Here is an 18,425-nt window from a genome sequence, read left to right as displayed (position 1 = left end):
GCGGAGGCGATGGAACGGCGAGTCCGGTCCATCGCCGATCAGTATAACGCAAGGGTAGGAAACCATGTTCAGCACTATTCTCGTGCCGGTGGACGGCTCTGACCAAGCGTTGATGGCCGTCGACTTCGCGGTCGATCTGTCGGTGCGGTTCGACAACGCCAAGATTCTGCTGCTCAGCGTGTTTCGCCATCACAGTCCGATGGAAGGCTCGCTGTCGATGGTGCGCCCGCTGCACCCCAAAACGCCGGACGAGGCGCTGCGGGAGTACGCCAAGGGCCTCGTAGCGGCGGCGCGGGCGCACGCCCTGGAGAAGGGCGCGCCGAACGTCGAGGCCTACGCCAAGCGGGGCCAGCCGGCGCGGGCGATCATCGATTTCGCCAAGGAGCACACGTGCGACGTCATTGTCATGGGCGCGCGCGGCACCGGCGACGTCGAAAGTTTCCTGTTGGGGTCCGTCTCGCACAAGGTCTCGGGCCTGTCGCCTGTGACCTGCATCCTGGTGAAGTAGCGCCCGGGCGTCCCCTCCTGCATCCTCGCCGATGCCCGCCCGCACGGTGGGGGCCGTTGTGCGGGCAACCGTTCCCATCCCGGTCCCGTACTCTCGCACGATACCCGACCAGAGTGCTAAAGTCCCTTCCCTGAGCGTCGCGCCGGTCGGCGCGACCCACCGTGTTTCCCACCACGAGGACCCACCGATGAAATTGACCGACCATCGTCTTCTGCGCCAGCAGTGCTACATTAATGGCCAGTGGTGCGACGCGGATGGGGGCGGAACCTTTCCCGTGACGAATCCGGCCACGGGCGCGGAACTGGCCCGGGTGCCGGACATGGGCGTGGACGAGACGCGGCGCGCCATCGAGGCCGCGAACGCCGCCTGGCCGTCCTGGCGCGCCAAGACCGCCAAGGAGCGCGCGACCATCCTGCGCGACTGGTTCAACCGGATCATGGCGCATCAGGAGGACCTCGCCGTCCTGATGACGGCCGAGCAGGGCAAGCCCTTGGCCGAGGCCAAGGGCGAGATCGCCTACGGCGCGAACTTCATTGAGTGGTTCGCCGAGGAAGGCAAGCGCCTCTACGGCGATGTCATCCCCTCGCACGGCCCGGACAAGCGCATCGTCGTCCTCAAGGAGCCCATCGGCGTGGTGGCGGCGATCACGCCGTGGAACTTCCCCACCGCGATGATCACCCGCAAGTGCGCCCCGGCGCTCGCGGCGGGCTGTCCGGTCGTGATCAAGCCGGCCGCGCTGACCCCGCTGTCCGCGCTGGCGCTGGCCGAACTCGCGGAGCAGGCCGGCCTGCCGGCGGGCGTGCTGAACATCCTGACCACCAAGCGGTCCTCGGCGATGGGCGGGGAAATGACCTCGAACCCGCTGGTCCGCAAGCTGTCGTTCACCGGCTCCACCGCCATCGGCAAGACGCTGATGGAGCAGTGCGCCGGCACGGTGAAAAAGGTCTCGCTCGAACTGGGCGGCAACGCGCCGTTCATCGTGTTCGACGACGCGGACCTGGATGCGGCCGTGGCCGGGGCGATCGCCTCGAAGTACCGCAACACCGGCCAGACCTGCGTGTGCGCCAACCGCCTGATGGTGCAGGACGGGGTCTATGAGGCCTTCGCCGAGAAACTGGCCGCGGCCGTGCGGGATCTGACGGTGGGCGATGGTCTCGCCGGCGAGACCCAGCAGGGCCCGTTGATCGACAAGGCCGCCCTGGACAAGGTCGAGGAACTGGTGGGCGACGCCGTGGGCAAGGGCGCCCGCGTCATGCTCGGCGGCAAGCCCCACGCCCTGGGCGGCACGTTCTATGAGCCGACGATCCTGACGGACGTCACCGACAGCATGCGGGTGTTCCGCGAGGAGATCTTCGGCCCGGTCGCACCATTGTACCGCTTCTCGACCGAGGACGAGGCCATCCGCATGGCCAACGACACCGAGTTCGGGCTTGCGGCCTACTTCTACGCCCGCGACATCGGCCGCGTCTGGCGCGTCTCCGAGGGCCTGGAATACGGCATCGTGGGTGTCAACGAGGGGATCATCTCGACAGAGGTGGCGCCCTTCGGCGGGGTCAAGGAATCCGGCCTGGGACGCGAAGGCTCCAAGTACGGCATCGACGACTTCGTGGAGATCAAGTACCTCTGCATGGGTGGGGTGGATCGCTAGGGCGGTCCACGGGACCGCTGAGTGTGTGGAGCCGACCGTTGCCCTTCCATGGATGCCGAGACATGGTCGTGAGAGGGCAACCGGTTTCGGCCTCGCCCGGGAACCGGGCGTGAGGGAGCCGCCGGACGACGATGGCGCGGGACAAGACAACACCGACTCTCCTGGTCGACGACACAGGAGACGGGAAAGCGACTTTGGGCTGTCTGGGCGGCCTGCTGGTGGTTGCTCTGGTGGGCGGTGCCATCGCCCTGTTCGTTGATTTTGAGGCGTCGGACGACACCATCACGTCCGCCTTGGACGAACTGCCGATCACCCGGGTCGAGGCGCTCGACAAACAAGGGGGCTCCGCGGACGGGCCGGGGAGCCTGCTGGCGCGTAATCTGCAAGCGGAGGGCGACCGGGGCGCGGTGGCCGGGCGTTCCGGGGTGGTCGCCGATCTGCTGGCGGACTTCTATGAAAACGGGATTGAACCCGAGACCTTGCAACGCGAGATGAAGCGTCGCTCCGTCTGCTACAACGGACGGCCGGCGCGCATCGGGCCTCTCGTGCTGGCGCGGGACTCGCAGGGCTTTGCACTGGCCTTCGGCGCCCCCAGTTTTAACGAGGGGGATCCGTTCCCCCGCCTGGAATTTTTTCATGGCATCGCGGGCGATCTGGACACCCTCTACTACGTCAGCCTGACCCACGAGCCCGTGCCCGGGTTCGAGCCTGTGGGACGGCGCATCCCCAACACCCGCAAGGCGGTGGGGCGGGTGATGCTGGAGTGGGTCGCCGAGGTCGCCAACACGGCATGCCCCCGGTCCGGGTCCTGACGCGGCCGGGGACCACCACGAGACCGACGGACGGGAGGAAGCATGGCAGCGAGGGCGGACAACAGGCGGGCTTCGGCGGAGGACACCGCCCTGACGGCCGACGTTCTGGTGATCGGTGGCGGTCTGGTGGGCGGAACCCTGGCCTGTGGTCTGGCCCAACACGGCATGACGGTGCTGGTGGCCGAGCGCGAGGATCCGGCCGGCTGGATGAGCAACGCCTACGACGGCCGGGCCTCCGCCATCGCTCTGGGCTGCCAGAAGGTGCTGGAGACCCTCGGCATCTGGCGGCATATGGGCGAGTCGTGCCAGTCCATCGACGATATCCGCATCGCCGACAGCAACGCGCCCTTGTTCATGCACTATCACCGCCACGAGGCCGGCGATGAGCCGATGGGCTATATGGCGGAGAACCTCGTGACCCGCCGCGCCATCCAGGCCCGGCTGGCGGAACTGGAGCACGCCACCTTGCTGGCGCCGGTGAGCGTGACCGGCCTGACGCGCGACGCGCACGGAGTCGAGGCCACGCTGGATGATGGGCGACGCCTGCGCGCGCGTCTTGCCGTGGCCGCCGACGGCCGCCGGTCGCCGACGCGCGAGGCGGCCGGGATCACCACGCGAGGCTGGCGCTATGATCAGGACGCCATCGTGGTGACCGTGGAGCACGACACGCCCCACCACGGCACCGCGATCGAGCACTTCCTGCCCGCCGGCCCGTTCGCGACCCTGCCGCTGACCGGCAACCGCGCGTCGATCGTTTGGTGCGAGCGGCCGGCCCGGGCGCGAGAGATCGTCGCCTTGCCGGATGACCGCTTCAAGGCGGAGTTTATGACCCGTTTCGGCGATCATTTCGGCGATGCGCGGTTCGTCGGCCCCCGGTTCTCCTATCCACTCTCGCTCCAGGTCGCGGAGCGCTACACCGACCAGCGTCTGGTGCTGGTGGGCGATGCCGCCCACGGCATGCACCCGGTCGCCGGCCAGGGCATGAACTATGGCCTGCGGGACGTCGCGCTGTTGATCGAGGATCTGGTGGGTGCACATCGCCTCGGCCTCGATCCGGGCACGCCGGACGTGCTGCGTCGCTATGCCCGCCTACGGCCGCTCGACAATGCGGTCATGCTGGGCGCCACGGACGGCATCGTGCGGCTGTTCTCCAACGACTGGGGGGCGTTGCGGCTGGCCCGCACCGCTGGGCTCGCGACGGTGAACCGGCTCGGCCCGCTGAAGCGCCTGTTCATGCGCCACGCGATGGGCACCACCGGCATCATCGGTGGGGTGCCCCGTCTGATGCGCGGCCAGACGCTTTAGCCGCCGCGCGCCCCCTCCCCGCGCGGGCGACCGGGCCGCAATTGACAGCGGCCGGGCGCTGCGGTGTACGCTGACCGCCTGAGCGGCGGAGCCGGCCGCGATCACGCAAGAACGGACCGTTGCCATGCCATCCGACACGACCGCAACCCCGCGTCACCGGGGGCGGGGCCCCAAGGTGTTCTGCCTCGGGTTTCAGAAAACCGGCACCACCACGCTCGGCATCGCGCTGGAAAAGCTGGGCTATCGTGTCGATGGCCCCTTCGGCTTTTTCTACGACGACCCGGAAAAGCTGCGGGCCGACATGCACGACATCGCGCGCCGCCGTCTGCGCCGGTTCGATGCGGTGCAGGATATGCCCTGGCCCCTAATGTATCGCGAGTTGGACGCGTGGCACCCGGGGTCGAAATTCATTCTGACGGTCCGGTCCCCCGAAAGCTGGATCAAGTCCATCATGTACTTTGGAACGTTTCAGCATCCGATCCAGCAGGTGACGTACGGAACGGATTACGGAACGCCGGTCGGCAATGAGGAGCACTATAAGGCGGTCTACAGCGCCCACAATGAAGAGATTCTGGACTATTTTAAGGATCGGAAAAGCGACCTTCTGGTGATCGATATTACCAAAGACTTTAACTGGGAGACTCTCTGCGGTTTTCTGGAGTGTCCGATCCCGGACGAGCCGTTCCCGCGCGCCAACACGAAGGAAAGCCGCACCCGACTGCTGGAACGCGCCCGCCGCCGGGCCCTGCGCGCCTACTACCGCCTGGGCCGTCGCATCGTGCCCCGCGTGCGCTCGCTGTCGCGAGACCCGTGATGCCGGCTGCCGCCTCAACCCGAGCGACCGTGAGGCCGTGCCCGGGTCCAGGGCAGCACGCATAGCCTTGCCGCCAAAACGTGTTGATTCTGTTTCGAATCCGACGCATGTGCTCTTTCGTCCAGGAGGCCCGGCGCCTATAGTTCACCCCGTTCCCGCCCGAAGGCCATGACCAGGCGATCCCCCCGCTCGAAGGCAAGGACCAAGCGACATGACCCTCGTCCCGCACCCATCCGCCGCCCCTCACCGTGACGCGCCCGACGCCGCTGCGGCGCGCCTCGGCGTCATGATCTGCGGTCATGGCAGCCGCGACGACGACGCGGTGGTCGAGTTCAACCGTCTGGCCGTCCACCTGCGCGCGCGCCTGCCCGATTATCCGGTGGAAAGCGGCTTCCTGGAGTTCGCCCGCCCCGTCATCCGCGAGGGATTCGATGCCCTGGTCGCGGCCGGGGCCACGCGCATCCTGGCGGTGCCGGGCATGCTGTTCGCGGCCGGTCACGTCAAGAACGACCTGCCGTGGGAGGTCAACAGCTTCGCCGCCGAAACCCCCGGCGTGACGGTCGAGTTCGGCCGTGACCTCGGCATCGACCCCAAGCTGCTGAAGGCCGCCCAGGCCCGCATCGAGGAAGCCGAGGCCGCCGCGCCCACCGCCGTGGACCGCAAGGACACCCTGTTGATGGTGGTGGGGCGCGGCACCAACGACTCAGATGCCAACTCCAACATCAGCAAGGTCGCCCGCATGCTCTGGGAGGGCATGGGGTTCGGCTGGACCGAGGTCTGCTATTCGGGCGTGACGTCCCCGCTGGTCGGGCCGGGCCTCGCCCACGCCGCGCGGCTGGGCTACAAGCGGATCATGGTGTTTCCGTACTTCCTGTTCACCGGGATTCTGGTGCGCCGGATCTACGACGGCGTGGACGCGGCGGCCGCCGCGCATCCCGACATCGAATTCCTCAAGGCGTCGTACCTGAGCGATCATCCGATGGTGATCGAAAGCTTCGTGGACCGGGTTCAGGACATCCTGGCCGGGGAGACCGCAATGAACTGCCAGCTCTGCAAGTACCGGGAGCAGGTGATCGGTTTCGAGGCGGCGGTCGGCGCGACCCAGGCCGGCCATCACCACCACGTTCGCGGTGCCGGCACGGATGGCGATCACCATCACCATCACGGGCATAATCACGGGCACGGCCATGATCACGGGCATGGCGAGGGCCACGATCCGGGCGGGGAACGTAAGTCTGGGACCACGTCCTGATACGCCACACCGATCCAGACCCGTGTGACGGTGGGAACGCCGGGGGGTATGCCTGTCGCCCCGACGGCTCGGCCATGCGGCCGGGACACGAGGAAACCATGACCCCGAACGGTACTCTGCCCCCTTACGAACGCCGGCCGGATGTCATCCGCCGCACGTCCTACGCGGCGATCGCCGCCGAGGCGGACCTTTCCGCGGTTCCGACCTCGCTGCATGCGCTTGCGACCCGCGTCATTCATGCGTGCGGCATGGTCGATATCCTCGCTGAGTTCGAGGGCACCGAAACCGCAGCCGCGGCCGGCCGCGAGGCGATGGAGGGCGGCGCGCCGATCCTGGTCGATACGCCGATGGTGGCGCGCGGCATCATCCCCAGCCGTGCGCGGCCGGTTCCCGTCGTCTGCCGTCTGGGTGACAATCGGGTTCCGGATCTGGCCGAGGCGCTGGGCACGACCCGCTCGGCGGCGGCCGTGGACCTGTGGGTGCCAATGCTGGATGGCGCGGTGGTCGCCATCGGCACCGCCCCGACGGCCCTGTTCCGGTTGTTGGAACTGCTGTCGGACGGGGCGCCGCGTCCGGCGTTGATCCTGGGCTTTCCCGTCGGCTTCATCGGTGCCGAGGACAGCAAACACGCGCTGGCCGCCTTTGCGCCGCGCTGGGGGGTGCCGTTCGTCACCCTTCACGGCCGGCGGGGCGGGCCGGCCATGGCGGCGGCCGCCGTCAACGCGCTCGCCCTGGCCTCGGACGGGAGCAACGACCTGATATGACCGCGTCCCTCTCGGCCCCCCCGGCGGTGGGAACCCTGCACGGGGTCGGCGTCGGCCCCGGCGACCCGGAACTTCTCACCTTGCGCGCCGTGCGGATCATCGACGACGCCCCCGTGATCGCCTACCCGGCGACGCGCCAGGGAGAGAGCATGGCGTTGGCGATTGTGGACGCCTTCCTACGGGACGATCAGGAGCAGCTCGCTTTGCCCCTGATGTTCAGCCCGGCGCAGACGCCGGATGATCCCGCCTATGACCGGGCGGCCGATGCGATCGCCACGCATCTCGACGAGGGGCGGTCGGTGGCGGTGCTGTGCCAGGGCGACCCACTGTTTCACGGCTCGTTCATTTACCTCCTGGCGCGGCTGGGCGATCGCTATCCGGTCGATGTCACGCCTGGTGTGTCCTCCATCATGGCCAGCGCCGCCGCCATCGCGCGCCCCCTGGCCCACGGCACCGAGACCCTGACGGTGGTGCCTGCCACCGCGTCCGACGACCGCCTGCGGGCGGTGCTGACTCCGGCCGAGGTCGCCGTGGTCATGAAGGTCGGGCGTCATCTGCCCAGGGTCGCCCGCATCCTGGCGGAGGTCGGTCTGGCCGACGGTGCGCTCTGCGTCACGCGCGTCGGCTATGCTGACGAACGGGTGCGCCCCCTGCCGGAGGCACTGACCCGGCCCGAGGGCGTGCCGTATTTCACCTTGGTGCTCGCCCGGCGGGCCGCCGCCGACGCCCGTGATGCCCGGACCGCCGAGGGAGACGCGGCATGACGATTCGGACGTCGCCGGTTTTCGTGGCCTTGAACCGGACCGGGGTCGCCACCGCGCGCCGGCTGGCCGCAACGATCGCCGGCGCGGAGGTGCACGGCCTGATGGGGCGCGTCCCCGACACCAAAACCGACGCCACCTTCACCGGTGTGACCGAGCATCTGCGCGCGCTGTTCCGCAACGGCCGCCCGATCGTCGGGCTGTGTGCCAGTGGCGTCATGATCCGCGCCCTGGCGCCGCTGCTGACGGACAAGCGAACGGAGCCGCCGGTGCTGGCGGTGGCGGCGGACGGCTCGTGCGTCATTCCGCTGCTGGGCGGCCACCGTGGCGCCAACGCTCTGGCGGCGCGTCTGGCGGCGGTGCTGGGAACGCCCGCGAACATCACCACGGCGGGCGATGTGACCGGTGGGGTGCCGCTGGACGAGGCGCCGCCGGGGTGGCGGATCGACAATCCGGCCGCGGCGCGCGTGCCCATGGCGGCATTGATCGACGATCAGCCCGTGGCCTTGCTGTCCGATGTCGATTCCACCCTTGTCGCGTGGTTGACCGAGGCGACCGACGGATTCGTTCCGGTCGATACACCTCCGGTCCCGTCCGATCCCGCCGCCGGGCACCCGCTGGTGTGCGTCACGGATCGGACCGACCACGCCCTGTCCGAGGCGGCGCTGGTCCTGCGGCCGCCGACGCTGGCCCTGGGCGTCGGCTGCGTGCGTGGCTGTCCACCGGATGAACTGCTGTCGCTGGCGCGCCTGACGCTGTCCGAACAGCATCTGTCGCCGGACTCCGTCGCCTGCGTGGTCTCGCTCGATCTGAAGGCGGACGAGCCGGCGATGCATGCCCTGGGGCAGGCGCTCGGCGTACCGGTCCGCTTTCTCGACGCCGCGGCGCTGGAGGCGGAGACCCCGCGCCTCGCGACCCCGTCCGAGGTCGTGTATCGCGAGGTCGGGTGTCACGGCGTGGCCGAGGGTGCGGCGCTGGCCGCCGTCGGACCGGGCGGCACGCTGGTAGCACCCAAGCGCAAGAGCCCGCGCGCGACCTGCGCCGTGGGACGCCATGCGGCGGGTCTCGTCCCGGAGCGGGTGGGGCAGGCACAGGGCAGCCTGCACATCGTCGGCATCGGGCCGGGGACGCCGCTGTGGCGCACGCCGGAGGTCACGGCGGCTGTTGCGGCGGCCACCGATCTGGTCGGCTATCACCTGTATCTCGACCTGCTGGGCGAGGCGCAGGTGGGCAAGGCGCGCCATGTCTCGGACCTGGGGGCGGAGACGGAGCGGGCGCGCGTGGCGCTGGATCTGGCCGCGCGCGGGCGCCGGGTGGCCCTGGTTTGCTCGGGCGATGCCGGAATCTACGCGCTGGCCACCTTGATCTTCGAACTGCTGGAGCAGGAGGAGCGCCCGGACTGGGAGCGCGTCGCCGTTACGGTCTGCCCCGGGGTCACCGCCATGCAGGCCGCCGCCGCCCGTGTCGGGGCGCCGCTGGGGCATGACTTCTGCGCCATCTCGCTGTCCGACCTGCTGACCCCCCGCGCGGTCATCGAGCGGCGGGTGGCCGCCGCCGCCGCCGCGGATTTCGTGATCGCCTTCTACAATCCAGTGTCCCGGCGGCGCCGCGACGCCCTGCCGCAGGCGCGCGAGACCCTGCTGCGCCACCGCCCGCCCGAGACGCCGGTGATCCTGGCGCGCAACCTGGGTCGGAGCGGCGAGACCATCACGGTCACCACGCTGGCGGCCCTGTCCGTCGACGATGTGGACATGCTGACCCTGGTTCTGGTCGGATCGAGCGAAACCCGCCGCGCCGGGCGCTGGGTCTACACCCCGCGCGGCTACGCCAGCAAACGGGAGACCGCGTCATGACGGTCCACTTCATCGGCGCCGGGCCGGGGGCCCCCGATCTCATCACGGTACGCGGGCTTGCGCTGATCCGGCGCTGTCCGGTCATCCTGTACGCGGGCTCCCTCGTGCCGCGCGCGGTGCTCGACGAGGCCGCGCCCGACGCCCGCGTGATCGACACCGCGCCCCTGCACCTGGATGAGATCCTGGCGGACATCAAGGCCGCCCACGCCGCCGGCCACGATGTCGCCCGCGTCCATTCGGGCGACCCCAGCCTGTACGGCGCCATCGGCGAGCAGATCCGCCGCCTCGACCCGCTCGGCATTCCCTGGGAGATCGTACCGGGCGTGCCGGCCTTCGCGGCGGCGGCGGCGACTCTGGGGCGGGAACTGACGCTGCCCGACGTGGCGCAGACCGTGATCCTGACCCGCACCTCGACCCGCAGTTCCGCCATGCCGCCGGGTGAAGATCTGGACACCCTGGGCCGCAGCGGCGCGACGCTGGCCATCCACCTGTCGATCAGCAACCTCGCCAACGTGGTGCGCGACCTGACCCCGCATTACGGCGCCGACTGTCCGGTGGCGGTGATCTACCGCGCGTCCTGGCCGGACGAGCGGGTCCTGACCGGGACCCTCGACACGATTCGCGACACGGTGAAAGCCGCCGGTCTGACCCGCACCGCGCTGATCCTGGTGGGGCGGGTGCTCGATCCCACGGCGGCGTTCAGCGACAGCCACTTGTATGCAGCCGGTCATCATCACGTGCTGAGGCCCCGTTCTGGTTGACCCCGGGGCCCCGGACGGCATAGTACCGCCACCGGGATTGAGGAGATCGTCGTGCCCGCGCCGGCTGGCCTCGACCCGCTCCGTCCACCGTTGCCGGAACGCCTGTCATGAACCCTTCGACGCCCCTCGCCGCCATCGTTGTGGCGCTGGCCAGTCAACCGTCCACATGGATCGCGGCCGCACGGACTCTGCCGGTGGCCGTGGCCTGCGCGCTCGTCGGCACGCTGCTGATGAGCTGGAAGACCGTCGGCGGCGTGCCGGACGTGCTGGAGCTTCCCACCACCATCGCCCTGATGACCTGCGGGATCGGCTTCTTTTCGTCTCTCGCGGTGGATTGGGGGCTGCGGCGACAGGGATGGTGGCCGCGGCCCGCCCGGAACGTCGCCGCCGTCGTGTTCATCCTGGTGGCCGGCGGCACGCTGTACGCGATCCCCGATCATCCAGAGGCGCGCCTGTTTCCCTATCTGTACTGGCAGATCGGCGCGATCCTGATGGCGCTGTACTTCGCGCTGCGCCCACCGAAGGACGCGCCGGAGGAGAAGGCGCAGCTGATCGGCTGGTACGCCGGGGCGCGCGTGCTCGTCAGCGCGGCCATGGGCTGGGGCCTCGCGACGCTGCTGGCCGGCGGCGTCACGGTGGCCCTGTTCGCCTGTGAGGAACTGCTCGGCCTCACCGTCGCCGGTGGGGCGGTGGAGCAGGTGTGGATCCTGGCCTATGGCATCGTCTGGCCGATGGCGTTCCTGGTGGGTACCCTTCAGGCCCTGCCGGAGGAGGACCACGAGCGCGCCCCGGTGCCCGAGCGCACGCCGCGCTGGATCGCGGTCCTCGTGGGCTGGGCGCTGATTCCGCTGGCTCTGCTCTATCTGGCCATCCTGTACATCTATCTCATCCAGTGGGTGTTGGGCTTTGGAACGGAGTGGGGCAGCGTCGCGGTGCTGAACGCCGCCTATCTCGCGTTCGGTGTGGCGGCGCATATCGCCGCGATGCCCCTGGCGATGCAGGGCAACGTCCTCGCGCGATTCTATCGTCGGGTCTTCCCCTGGACCATCCCGTTGCCGCTGCTGGCGCTGGGCTGGGCCGTCTGGGTGCGGCTGTTCGCCTACGGCGTGACCGAGGCCCGGGGCCTGCTGGTCATTGCCGTCGTTTGGCTGGTGCTGCTGAGTGTGGCGTGGCTGCTGCGGGGCGCCAAGGCGGGGCCGGCCACCCCGGTCGGCCTGCTCGGCATCCTCTTGGTGCTCGGCGGCCACGGCCCCTGGGGGGCGCCGGAACTCAGCTTCCTGAGCCAGGAGCGCGCGCTGCGCAGCCTGCTGGCGGAGCACGGCATGCTGGAGGACGGCCGCGCGGTGCCGGCCGACGAGGCGGTACCCACCGAGGATCAGGCGCGGATGGTGCACCTGCTGGCGTACTTCAACGACCGGGGGGCCAACTACCGGATTGCCGAACTGTTCCCCAACGGCGCGATCACGGCGGCCGAGCGCATCGAGGCGCTGGAGTTGACGGTCACTTCCCCCAGCGTGCGCACGCGGACCCTTCAAGTCACATCGCTGGAGGACGACCGGGCGCTGGACGTCGCAGACTTCGATCTGGTCGTTCCGGTGCATCTCATGCCGGGGCGTGACCCGGTTACGGCCTTGAGCGGCGGGATCTCCGCCCGCTTGGAGGGGACCACCCTTTCGCTGGCCCTCCCGGACGCCGCGACACCGCTCGCGCTGGACCTCGCGCCAGTCGTGGCGGCCGCCCTGGAGGACGCCGGCGAGCTGGGAGACGACGACTACCGGACGGTGGAACTGCCCCGTGCCGCGCGTACCGTGGAGGCCGCAGCCGATCCGGAGTCCGACGGCGGGGGCTGGCGCGCGCGCCTGATCGTCGAGTCCCTGCCCTTGGCCCATGACGGCGCGCCCGAGAGCCTCGCCCCGCGCTGGCTGGAGGGCGCCTTGCTGCTGGCGCGTCCGGCGGAGTAGGGGCCTCACCATCCGGGGCGTGCCGCCATGCGGTGGCGCGCCCGGGAGCGGTGGGCCGCCGCGCTTGTTGGGGGGGCATCAGGCGGAGAGCAGGGTCTCCACCCCCTCAACGAACCGCTGGACGTCGCCCAGCGGGGCGGTCGCCAGGGCCTCCCCACACATGCGTCGCCACAGGACCTCGTCCTCGCCCAGCCGTGCCATGAAGAACGCCATGCCGTGCGGGTTATCCGGTTCGACGACGAAGCCATTGACGCCGGTTCGGATCACCGAATCCCGCGCCCCGCAGTTGTCGGACAGGATCACCGGCACGCCCATGGCCTGGGCCTCGATCACGGCGATGCCAAACTGTTCTTCGGTGCTCGGCAGCAGCAGCGCCACCGTGTGGGCGAGCGTACGGCTGACCTCGTCGTCCTGAACCCATCCGCGAAACACGACCCCGTCCGTCAGGCCAAGCGCCGCCACCTGTCGGCGCAGGTCGGCCTCCAGCGGGCCGGATCCGCACAAATGAAGCGGGCGCGGGACCTCCACCTGATCGCAGTACAGCCGGTAGGCCTGCAACAGCATCGCGTGGTTCTTTTTCGGCACAAGACGGGCAACGCAGGTGAAATGCCGGGCGTCAAACGGGGCGCCGTCGGGGGCCGGTGGCGCCTCCGCCATGGCCTGAACCCGCGCAACGGAAATAGCGTTGTAGCCGAAGGCCACGCGCTGCTTGGAGATGCCGTGAAAGATGGCGTATTCGGCATTGCGCCGTCCGGAGACCAAGGCGCCACGATAGGGCCACTTGAAGACGGCCTTGACCAGTTCACCGAAGACGGAACGTTGCTTGTCGTCAAACTTCGAATCATTCAAGTGATAGACGCGACTTCCCAATACATTCAGGACGATAGCGGTTGTAAATATAAACAAACAATTATATGAGTGTAGAAAATAGGACCCACGTCCAAGACGGAAAACAACGCGCAATAGACGAAACAGGTCCAAAAAGAAGTTCGGCTTGTTCTCGGCCGCAAGACTTATTTTTTGGAAGTCATCGGGTGGCGGCTCCCAGCCATACAGCGGACTCTTCGCCACAAGCTCTACAAAATACACCTCATGCGTTTTGGAGAATCGGTCCAGAACGGCCTTCGCTCTGTCCACGTGCGTGGGGCCGTAATTATCCCACACAAAAACAATACGCTCGATCATGGCATGGGATATCCTTCACCCTCGTATGGTGTCCCTGAGGTCGCCCCCCGCTTCAGACCAGCCTCCGCTGTGGCGGCCTCACGGCACGTCGGTACGACCCCGAAAGGATATACAAAGCGCGGGAGCCGGCGCACCTCTCCCGATGCGCGGTATACCGCCCGGACGGGTGGAGCCGCAAAACGGTGTATCGTCAGTGCCGGAACACACCGGAACGCACCGGAACACGGATAGGCCGTTCGTCTGTCTCGCAGGAGCAAGATGTGGCCAGACCGGTGTATATCAGCGTCGTGTAAACAAAATGTCTTGTTGAACGACGGTTTCGTCTGTTTTCACCCCGCTCAAGAACCGGCTCGCTGAGAACCCCGCCGCGTCCAAAAAGCCGATGACATCGGCCGCAAGGGCTTGCTGGACATACAGTTCTTCGTAAGACACCTCGACATACACAGCATCGATCTCCGGAAGCACACCCGTCGCGCCCTTGAGGACCTCAAGCTCGTACCCTTGCACATCGATTTTCAAGAGCGCCGGGCGCGCCAGGCCGGGCGACACGCACGCATCCAGCCGCCGCACGGGAACCCGGAGCGTGCCCACCTCATCCATGTCAAACAGGCTTTTTTGCCGGTCGCCCAGGGGAAGCATCGACGATGAATCCGCGCGCGACGCGACGTGTATGAGCGCGTCGGCATCCGCCGTTCCAAGCGCGCAGGCCTGGATCTCGGCGGCCCCGCGCGTGACCGCCGCCAGCCGCGCGCGCGGCCCGGGTAAGGGTTCGAAGCAGACGAGGCGCGCTTGGGGCCAGCGCCACAGGGCATAGGCGGCGAATTGGCCCTTGTTGGCGCCGACGTCGAGGATGGTGGCGAAGCGCTGGTCTCTCAGGACCGCGTCGTGATCGACGGTCGCGGCGACGCCCTGCGCCAAAGCGGGCCAGAGCCCGGGGCGGGCCGCGATCCCCATCACTTTCCGGATTCGCGAGAGGCGCACCTTTGGCTCCTGCAGGGGGGCAGCTCTCCATGACCCGCCGTGTCGAAACGGTATCCCGCCTTTGTAGGAGGGGCAGGACGGAGCGTCAATCAAGGGCACATCCGGCTCGGGCCATCGCCGAGCGCGGCGGGGGGGTCCAGGGTCATGTATCGGATGCGCGGAACGGCCAGTCGTCGTTTTGCGCCAGCAGCATGGCGCCGATCCGGCGCGTGACCAGGGCCTTGATGCCGTCATGGCCGTCCGAGATCACCAGCGTGACGCCGCGCAACCCGCGCCGGGTGATGAAGGCCGGACGCGGTCGTCGACCTCCGTGCAGCGGCGGCGCAAGACCTGACTCCTGGAACCAGCCGACATCATGGCGGGCGCCCCTTTATCCCGGGGCATTGAGCACCCCGCGACGCGGCTTGAACGCACCGACGCCCCCCTTTCACTGTCAGAGATGCGTTGAATCCGACCTGTATCTTGATAGGATGGTGGAGACCTAGGGGTGTCCCGACAAGGGGCTGAGAGTCTGCTGGCGAGTTGGCTGATCGGGCCGAGCGCGGCGCAGTGACCCTTCGAACCTGATCCGGATCATGCCGGCGAAGGGACAGGACCGTTGCGCTCTCTTGCCCCCTTGCCGGCCTCAACAGACGAGGCCGCCATGCCCCCCCCACCGACAGCCCCCCGCCCCATCGCCGCGACCATCGCGGTGGTCCTTCGCGCTGGACAGGTCCTTCTGGTCCGTCGGGCGAACCCGCCCGACGCGGGGCGCTGGGGATTTCCGGGCGGCAAGATCGAACCCGGCGAGACCGTGTCGCAAAGCGCCGTCCGGGAACTTGCGGAAGAAACCGGCATTTCCGCCGAGCCACGCCACGTGTTCACGGCGATCGATGCGTTCGACCACGATTCCTCCGGCCGTCTGCGCCAACACTTCATCCTGATCGCCGTCTTGTGTCGGTGGATTGCCGGCGAACCGGTTGCCGGCGACGATGCGCTCGAAGCGCGATGGATAGATCTGGACAGGCTCGACACGGCAGACCTTGCCCTGAGCCTTGATGTGGCCAAGGTCGCAGCTCAAGCCGCCTCATTGATGTCAGAGGTGCGGTCATGATCCCCAACATCCTGACCATCGCGGGCACCGACCCCTCGGGCGGGGCCGGAATCCAGGCCGATATCAAGGCGTTCTCGGCGCTCGGCACCTATGCCTGTTCGGCGATCACGGCCGTGGTGGCGCAGAACACGCAGGGGGTGCGGTCCTTCGTGGCGCTGGAGCCGTCCTTCGTGGCCGACCAGATCGACGCGGTCCTCGACGATGTCCGCATCGACGCGGTCAAGATCGGCATGATCGCCAACGCCGGCATCGCGGAGGCCGTGGCCGACCGACTGCGTCATCATGAGGTTCGGACCATCGTGCTCGATCCGGTGATGGTGGCGAAAAGCGGCCATGCGCTGCTCGACCCGGATGCGGTGGCGGCGGTCCGCGAGCGTCTGGTGCCGCTGGCGACGGTGATCACCCCAAACCTGCCCGAAGCCGCGGTGCTTTTGGAGCGGGAGGACGACTGGAGCGTCGAGACCATGCAAGCCGCCCTGCCCGCGCTGCTGTCGATGGGGCCCGAATGGGTGTTGCTCAAAGGTGGTCACCTCACCGACAGCGCCGAAAGCACCGACCATCTGGCCAGCGCCGACGGCGTCACCGTCTTCCCCGCGCCGCGCATCGCCACCAAGAACGACCACGGCACCGGCTGCACCTTGTCCTCGGCCATCGCCGCGCTGCTGCCCCAGAGGACGGTGCCGGACGCCGTCGCACAGGCAAAGGCCTATCTGCACGGCGCGCTGGCGGCGAGTGACCGGCTGGATGTCGGCGGAGGCCACGGGCCGGTGCATCACTTCCACGCGCTCTGGGCCAACACCGCGGACACGCGCCCCTGACACCCAGCCTGCGGTGTGTTGAACGCGCCGCAGGCGACTATCCGCGCCGCGCCGTGTCGATGGCGCGCCGCAAATGCCGCGCCGCGGCGTGCGGGTCGGGCTGGCCGCAGATGGCCGAGACCACCGCCACGCCCTGCGCTCCGGCGGCAAAGACCGGCTCCACGTGCGCCGCCTTCAACCCGCCGATGGCCACGGCGGGCACCGGGCTGGCCGCGATCTGCGCCGCCAGTCCGTCGAAGCCGACGGGGCGCTCGTGGTCCAGCTTGCTGGGCGTGGCGAAGACCGGTCCGGCCCCGATGTAGTCAACGCGGTCCGGATCCACGGCGCCCGCCAGTTCCGGCGTCTCGACCGACAGACCGAGGATCATGGCCTCGCCGATCAGGTCCCGCGCCCGCGTCACCGGCATGTCCCCCTGCCCGATGTGCAGACCGTCGGCCCCGATTTCCACCGCCGCCGCCACGTCGTCGTTGATGATCAGCGCCGCGCCCGTCCCGGCCAGGGCCGCCTTGAGCGCCCGGCCGGTGTCGATCATCCGCGCCGTATCGGCGGACTTGTCGCGCAGTTGCACCGTGGTCACCCCGCCCGCCACGGCCCGCTGAGCGGTCTCGACCATCCCGATCCCGGCGCACAGACCGCGATCGAGGACGAGATAGAGCGAAAGATCGAACGGCCGCCTCATGCCGGGACCGCCCGGGTGGCGTGGATCACCGCCTCGGCGTCCAGCTCCTCGGGCGTAACAGCGTGCAGCGCATCCAGGAAGCGCGGCGCGAAACTGCCCGGCCCCGTGGCCCCCGCATGCGCACGGCGGCCGGCCACCGCGAAATGCGCCAGGGCCCCGACGGTGGCGTCGAACGCCTCTTCGGCCGACGCCGCATAGGCCCCGCAAAGGCAGGTCAGCGAACACCCCAGCGCGGTGTTCATCGGCATGAAGGGCGATCCGCCCTCGATCCGGACGGCCCGCCGGCCATCGGTCACGTAGTCCACCTCACCGGTCACCGCGACGACGGCCCCACTGTCCACGGCCAGCCGCCGTGCCCCATCCTCGGCCACCGTCACGCTGTCGCGTCCGTCGACGCCCTGGCCCCGGCTGGCCTCGCCCGCCAGCGCGCGGATCTCGGAGGCATTGCCCCGGATGATCGTCGGCTCCAGCGCAACAAGCTCGGCCGTGACCCGCCGCCGCAACGCCGTCGCCTGACAGGCCACCGGGTCGAGCACCCAGGGCCGTCCGGCCCCCTCCGCCCCCCGGATCGCAGCCCGCATGCCGTCGACGAACGGCCCCGAGAGCGTGCCGATGTTAACCGTCAGCGCCCCGGCGATGGCCGCGAAGTCCCCGGCCTCCTCGGCATCCCACACCATCGCGGGGCTGGCCCCGGCGGCCAGCAGGACGTTGGCGGCGATGTTCATGGCGACGTAGTTGGTGATGCACTGCACAAGGGGCGGCTCGGCCCGCAGGGTGCGCAGCAGGGTTGCCGGTGTCTGGCACAGGACAACGGGGAGAGACCGGTCTGTCATCGGTCGGAGCCTCCACAGCTCAAAGCGTTGGAGACCCAGTTCCGTGTCGAGGACTGGAGAAGGACCGCGTGGACTACGCCTGTACCGTTCCGGCGATTGACGTGCCCGCGATGGACGTTCCGGTGATCGCCGCGCAGCCCGCGCACCCTCCCTACGCCAGTGTGAACTGGATCAGGTTCATCGGGTCACTGCGCTGCACGAGACGGCCAGCAGTCTCTCAGCCCCTTGTCGGGACCCCCCGGGTGAGGGTCGCCAGACTGCGCGCGGGGATCGGCACGTGTCAAGACGCCGCGCAACCGTACCCAGGGCTATCGCATTTGGCCGATGATGGTTCTGGCGAATTCGTTGGTCCATCCGCAGCGCTTGCGTTTGCGGCGGATGGAGATGCCGGGGCGGG

At 68.9% G+C, this 18,425-nt stretch carries 18 protein-coding genes and 2 riboswitches; of the genes, 13 read left to right on the top strand and 5 right to left on the bottom strand.

All coding sequences use genetic code 11. From position 1 onward, the window contains the following. The first annotated feature begins 64 nt into the window (after window positions 1-64). The 11 genes from GGD82_RS18250 (at window position 65) to GGD82_RS18200 (ending at window position 12,439) form a co-directional block, all read left to right on the top strand. Window positions 65-508: a universal stress protein gene (locus GGD82_RS18250; RefSeq protein ID WP_150063765.1), complete on the top strand. Its 444-nt coding sequence runs from the start codon at window positions 65-67 to the stop codon at window positions 506-508. 187 nt (window positions 509-695) lie between these two features. Then, entirely contained in the window at window positions 696-2,156 is a 1,461-nt protein-coding gene (gabD, locus tag GGD82_RS18245; RefSeq protein WP_150063766.1) for an NADP-dependent succinate-semialdehyde dehydrogenase, read from the top strand. Between the two features lie 131 nt (window positions 2,157-2,287). Next, window positions 2,288-2,968, top strand: a complete 681-nt coding sequence (locus GGD82_RS18240; protein ID WP_150063767.1) for a hypothetical protein — start codon at window positions 2,288-2,290, stop codon at window positions 2,966-2,968. Window positions 2,969-3,010: 42 nt separating this feature from the next. Continuing rightward, a complete protein-coding gene (locus GGD82_RS18235) occupies window positions 3,011-4,273 on the top strand; it encodes a UbiH/UbiF/VisC/COQ6 family ubiquinone biosynthesis hydroxylase (protein WP_150063768.1) in 1,263 nt (420 codons plus the stop codon). A gap of 124 nt (window positions 4,274-4,397) precedes the next feature. Continuing rightward, the gene (locus tag GGD82_RS18230) at window positions 4,398-5,087 is read left to right on the top strand and encodes a sulfotransferase family protein (RefSeq protein ID WP_170284436.1); all 690 of its coding nucleotides are present in this window, start codon (window positions 4,398-4,400) and stop codon (window positions 5,085-5,087) included. Between the two features lie 211 nt (window positions 5,088-5,298). Continuing rightward, a complete protein-coding gene (locus GGD82_RS18225) occupies window positions 5,299-6,339 on the top strand; it encodes a sirohydrochlorin chelatase (protein ID WP_342791853.1) in 1,041 nt (346 codons plus the stop codon). 98 nt (window positions 6,340-6,437) lie between these two features. Next, on the top strand, window positions 6,438-7,103 hold the full coding sequence (locus tag GGD82_RS18220) for a precorrin-8X methylmutase (RefSeq protein ID WP_150063769.1): 666 nt from the start codon (window positions 6,438-6,440) through the stop codon (window positions 7,101-7,103). After that, window positions 7,100-7,867 carry a precorrin-2 C(20)-methyltransferase gene (gene cobI / locus GGD82_RS18215; RefSeq protein ID WP_150063770.1) on the top strand — a complete coding sequence of 256 codons (768 nt, stop codon included), beginning with the start codon at window positions 7,100-7,102 and terminating at the stop codon, window positions 7,865-7,867. The genes GGD82_RS18220 and cobI overlap by 4 nt, the downstream gene beginning before the upstream one ends. Then, window positions 7,864-9,717 carry a precorrin-3B C(17)-methyltransferase gene (gene cobJ / locus GGD82_RS18210; RefSeq protein WP_150063771.1) on the top strand — a complete coding sequence of 618 codons (1,854 nt, stop codon included), beginning with the start codon at window positions 7,864-7,866 and terminating at the stop codon, window positions 9,715-9,717. Before cobI ends, cobJ begins: the two co-directional genes overlap by 4 nt. Next, on the top strand, window positions 9,714-10,478 hold the full coding sequence (gene cobM / locus GGD82_RS18205) for a precorrin-4 C(11)-methyltransferase (protein ID WP_150063772.1): 765 nt from the start codon (window positions 9,714-9,716) through the stop codon (window positions 10,476-10,478). The genes cobJ and cobM overlap by 4 nt, the downstream gene beginning before the upstream one ends. A 107-nt stretch (window positions 10,479-10,585) precedes the next feature. Further along, a complete protein-coding gene (locus GGD82_RS18200; protein ID WP_150063773.1) occupies window positions 10,586-12,439 on the top strand; it encodes a DUF4153 domain-containing protein in 1,854 nt (617 codons plus the stop codon). A gap of 78 nt (window positions 12,440-12,517) precedes the next feature. Here the strand turns inward: GGD82_RS18200 and GGD82_RS18195 are convergent, their stop codons facing one another. From GGD82_RS18195 to GGD82_RS21250, 3 genes are all read right to left on the bottom strand, one after another. Continuing rightward, window positions 12,518-13,288, bottom strand: coding sequence for a glycosyltransferase (locus GGD82_RS18195; protein ID WP_170284437.1), 771 nt, complete (start codon window positions 13,286-13,288; stop codon window positions 12,518-12,520). Between the two features lie 615 nt (window positions 13,289-13,903). Then, on the bottom strand, window positions 13,904-14,578 hold the full coding sequence (locus GGD82_RS18190; RefSeq protein WP_170284438.1) for an FkbM family methyltransferase: 675 nt from the start codon (window positions 14,576-14,578) through the stop codon (window positions 13,904-13,906). Between the two features lie 169 nt (window positions 14,579-14,747). Continuing rightward, a complete protein-coding gene (locus GGD82_RS21250; protein ID WP_260178478.1) occupies window positions 14,748-14,873 on the bottom strand; it encodes a hypothetical protein in 126 nt (41 codons plus the stop codon). A gap of 205 nt (window positions 14,874-15,078) precedes the next feature. Next, window positions 15,079-15,213, top strand: a riboswitch (TPP riboswitch). A 35-nt stretch (window positions 15,214-15,248) separates the two neighbouring features. Between GGD82_RS21250 and GGD82_RS18185 the strand changes: the two genes are divergently transcribed. Further along, window positions 15,249-15,698 (top strand): NUDIX hydrolase, encoded by a 450-nt coding sequence (locus GGD82_RS18185; protein ID WP_150063776.1) that lies wholly within the window; start codon window positions 15,249-15,251, stop codon window positions 15,696-15,698. Continuing rightward, window positions 15,695-16,516 (top strand): bifunctional hydroxymethylpyrimidine kinase/phosphomethylpyrimidine kinase, encoded by an 822-nt coding sequence (gene thiD / locus GGD82_RS18180; RefSeq protein ID WP_150063777.1) that lies wholly within the window; start codon window positions 15,695-15,697, stop codon window positions 16,514-16,516. The genes GGD82_RS18185 and thiD overlap by 4 nt, the downstream gene beginning before the upstream one ends. A 37-nt stretch (window positions 16,517-16,553) precedes the next feature. On the opposite strand, the gene thiE is transcribed toward thiD, so the two are convergent. Continuing rightward, window positions 16,554-17,195, bottom strand: a complete 642-nt coding sequence (thiE, locus tag GGD82_RS18175; protein WP_150063778.1) for a thiamine phosphate synthase — start codon at window positions 17,193-17,195, stop codon at window positions 16,554-16,556. Further along, complete coding sequence (gene thiM / locus GGD82_RS18170) at window positions 17,192-18,028, bottom strand: hydroxyethylthiazole kinase (RefSeq protein WP_150063779.1); 837 nt, start codon at window positions 18,026-18,028, stop codon at window positions 17,192-17,194. Before thiM ends, thiE begins: the two co-directional genes overlap by 4 nt. 130 nt (window positions 18,029-18,158) lie before the next feature. Then, a riboswitch (TPP riboswitch) is annotated at window positions 18,159-18,279 on the bottom strand. Between the last annotated feature and the right edge of the window lie 146 nt (window positions 18,280-18,425).

The organism is Roseospira marina (genome assembly GCF_014197855.1).
Taxonomy (GTDB): domain Bacteria; phylum Pseudomonadota; class Alphaproteobacteria; order Rhodospirillales; family Rhodospirillaceae; genus Rhodospira; species Rhodospira marina.
This window is presented reverse-complemented; position numbering and strand designations above follow the sequence as displayed.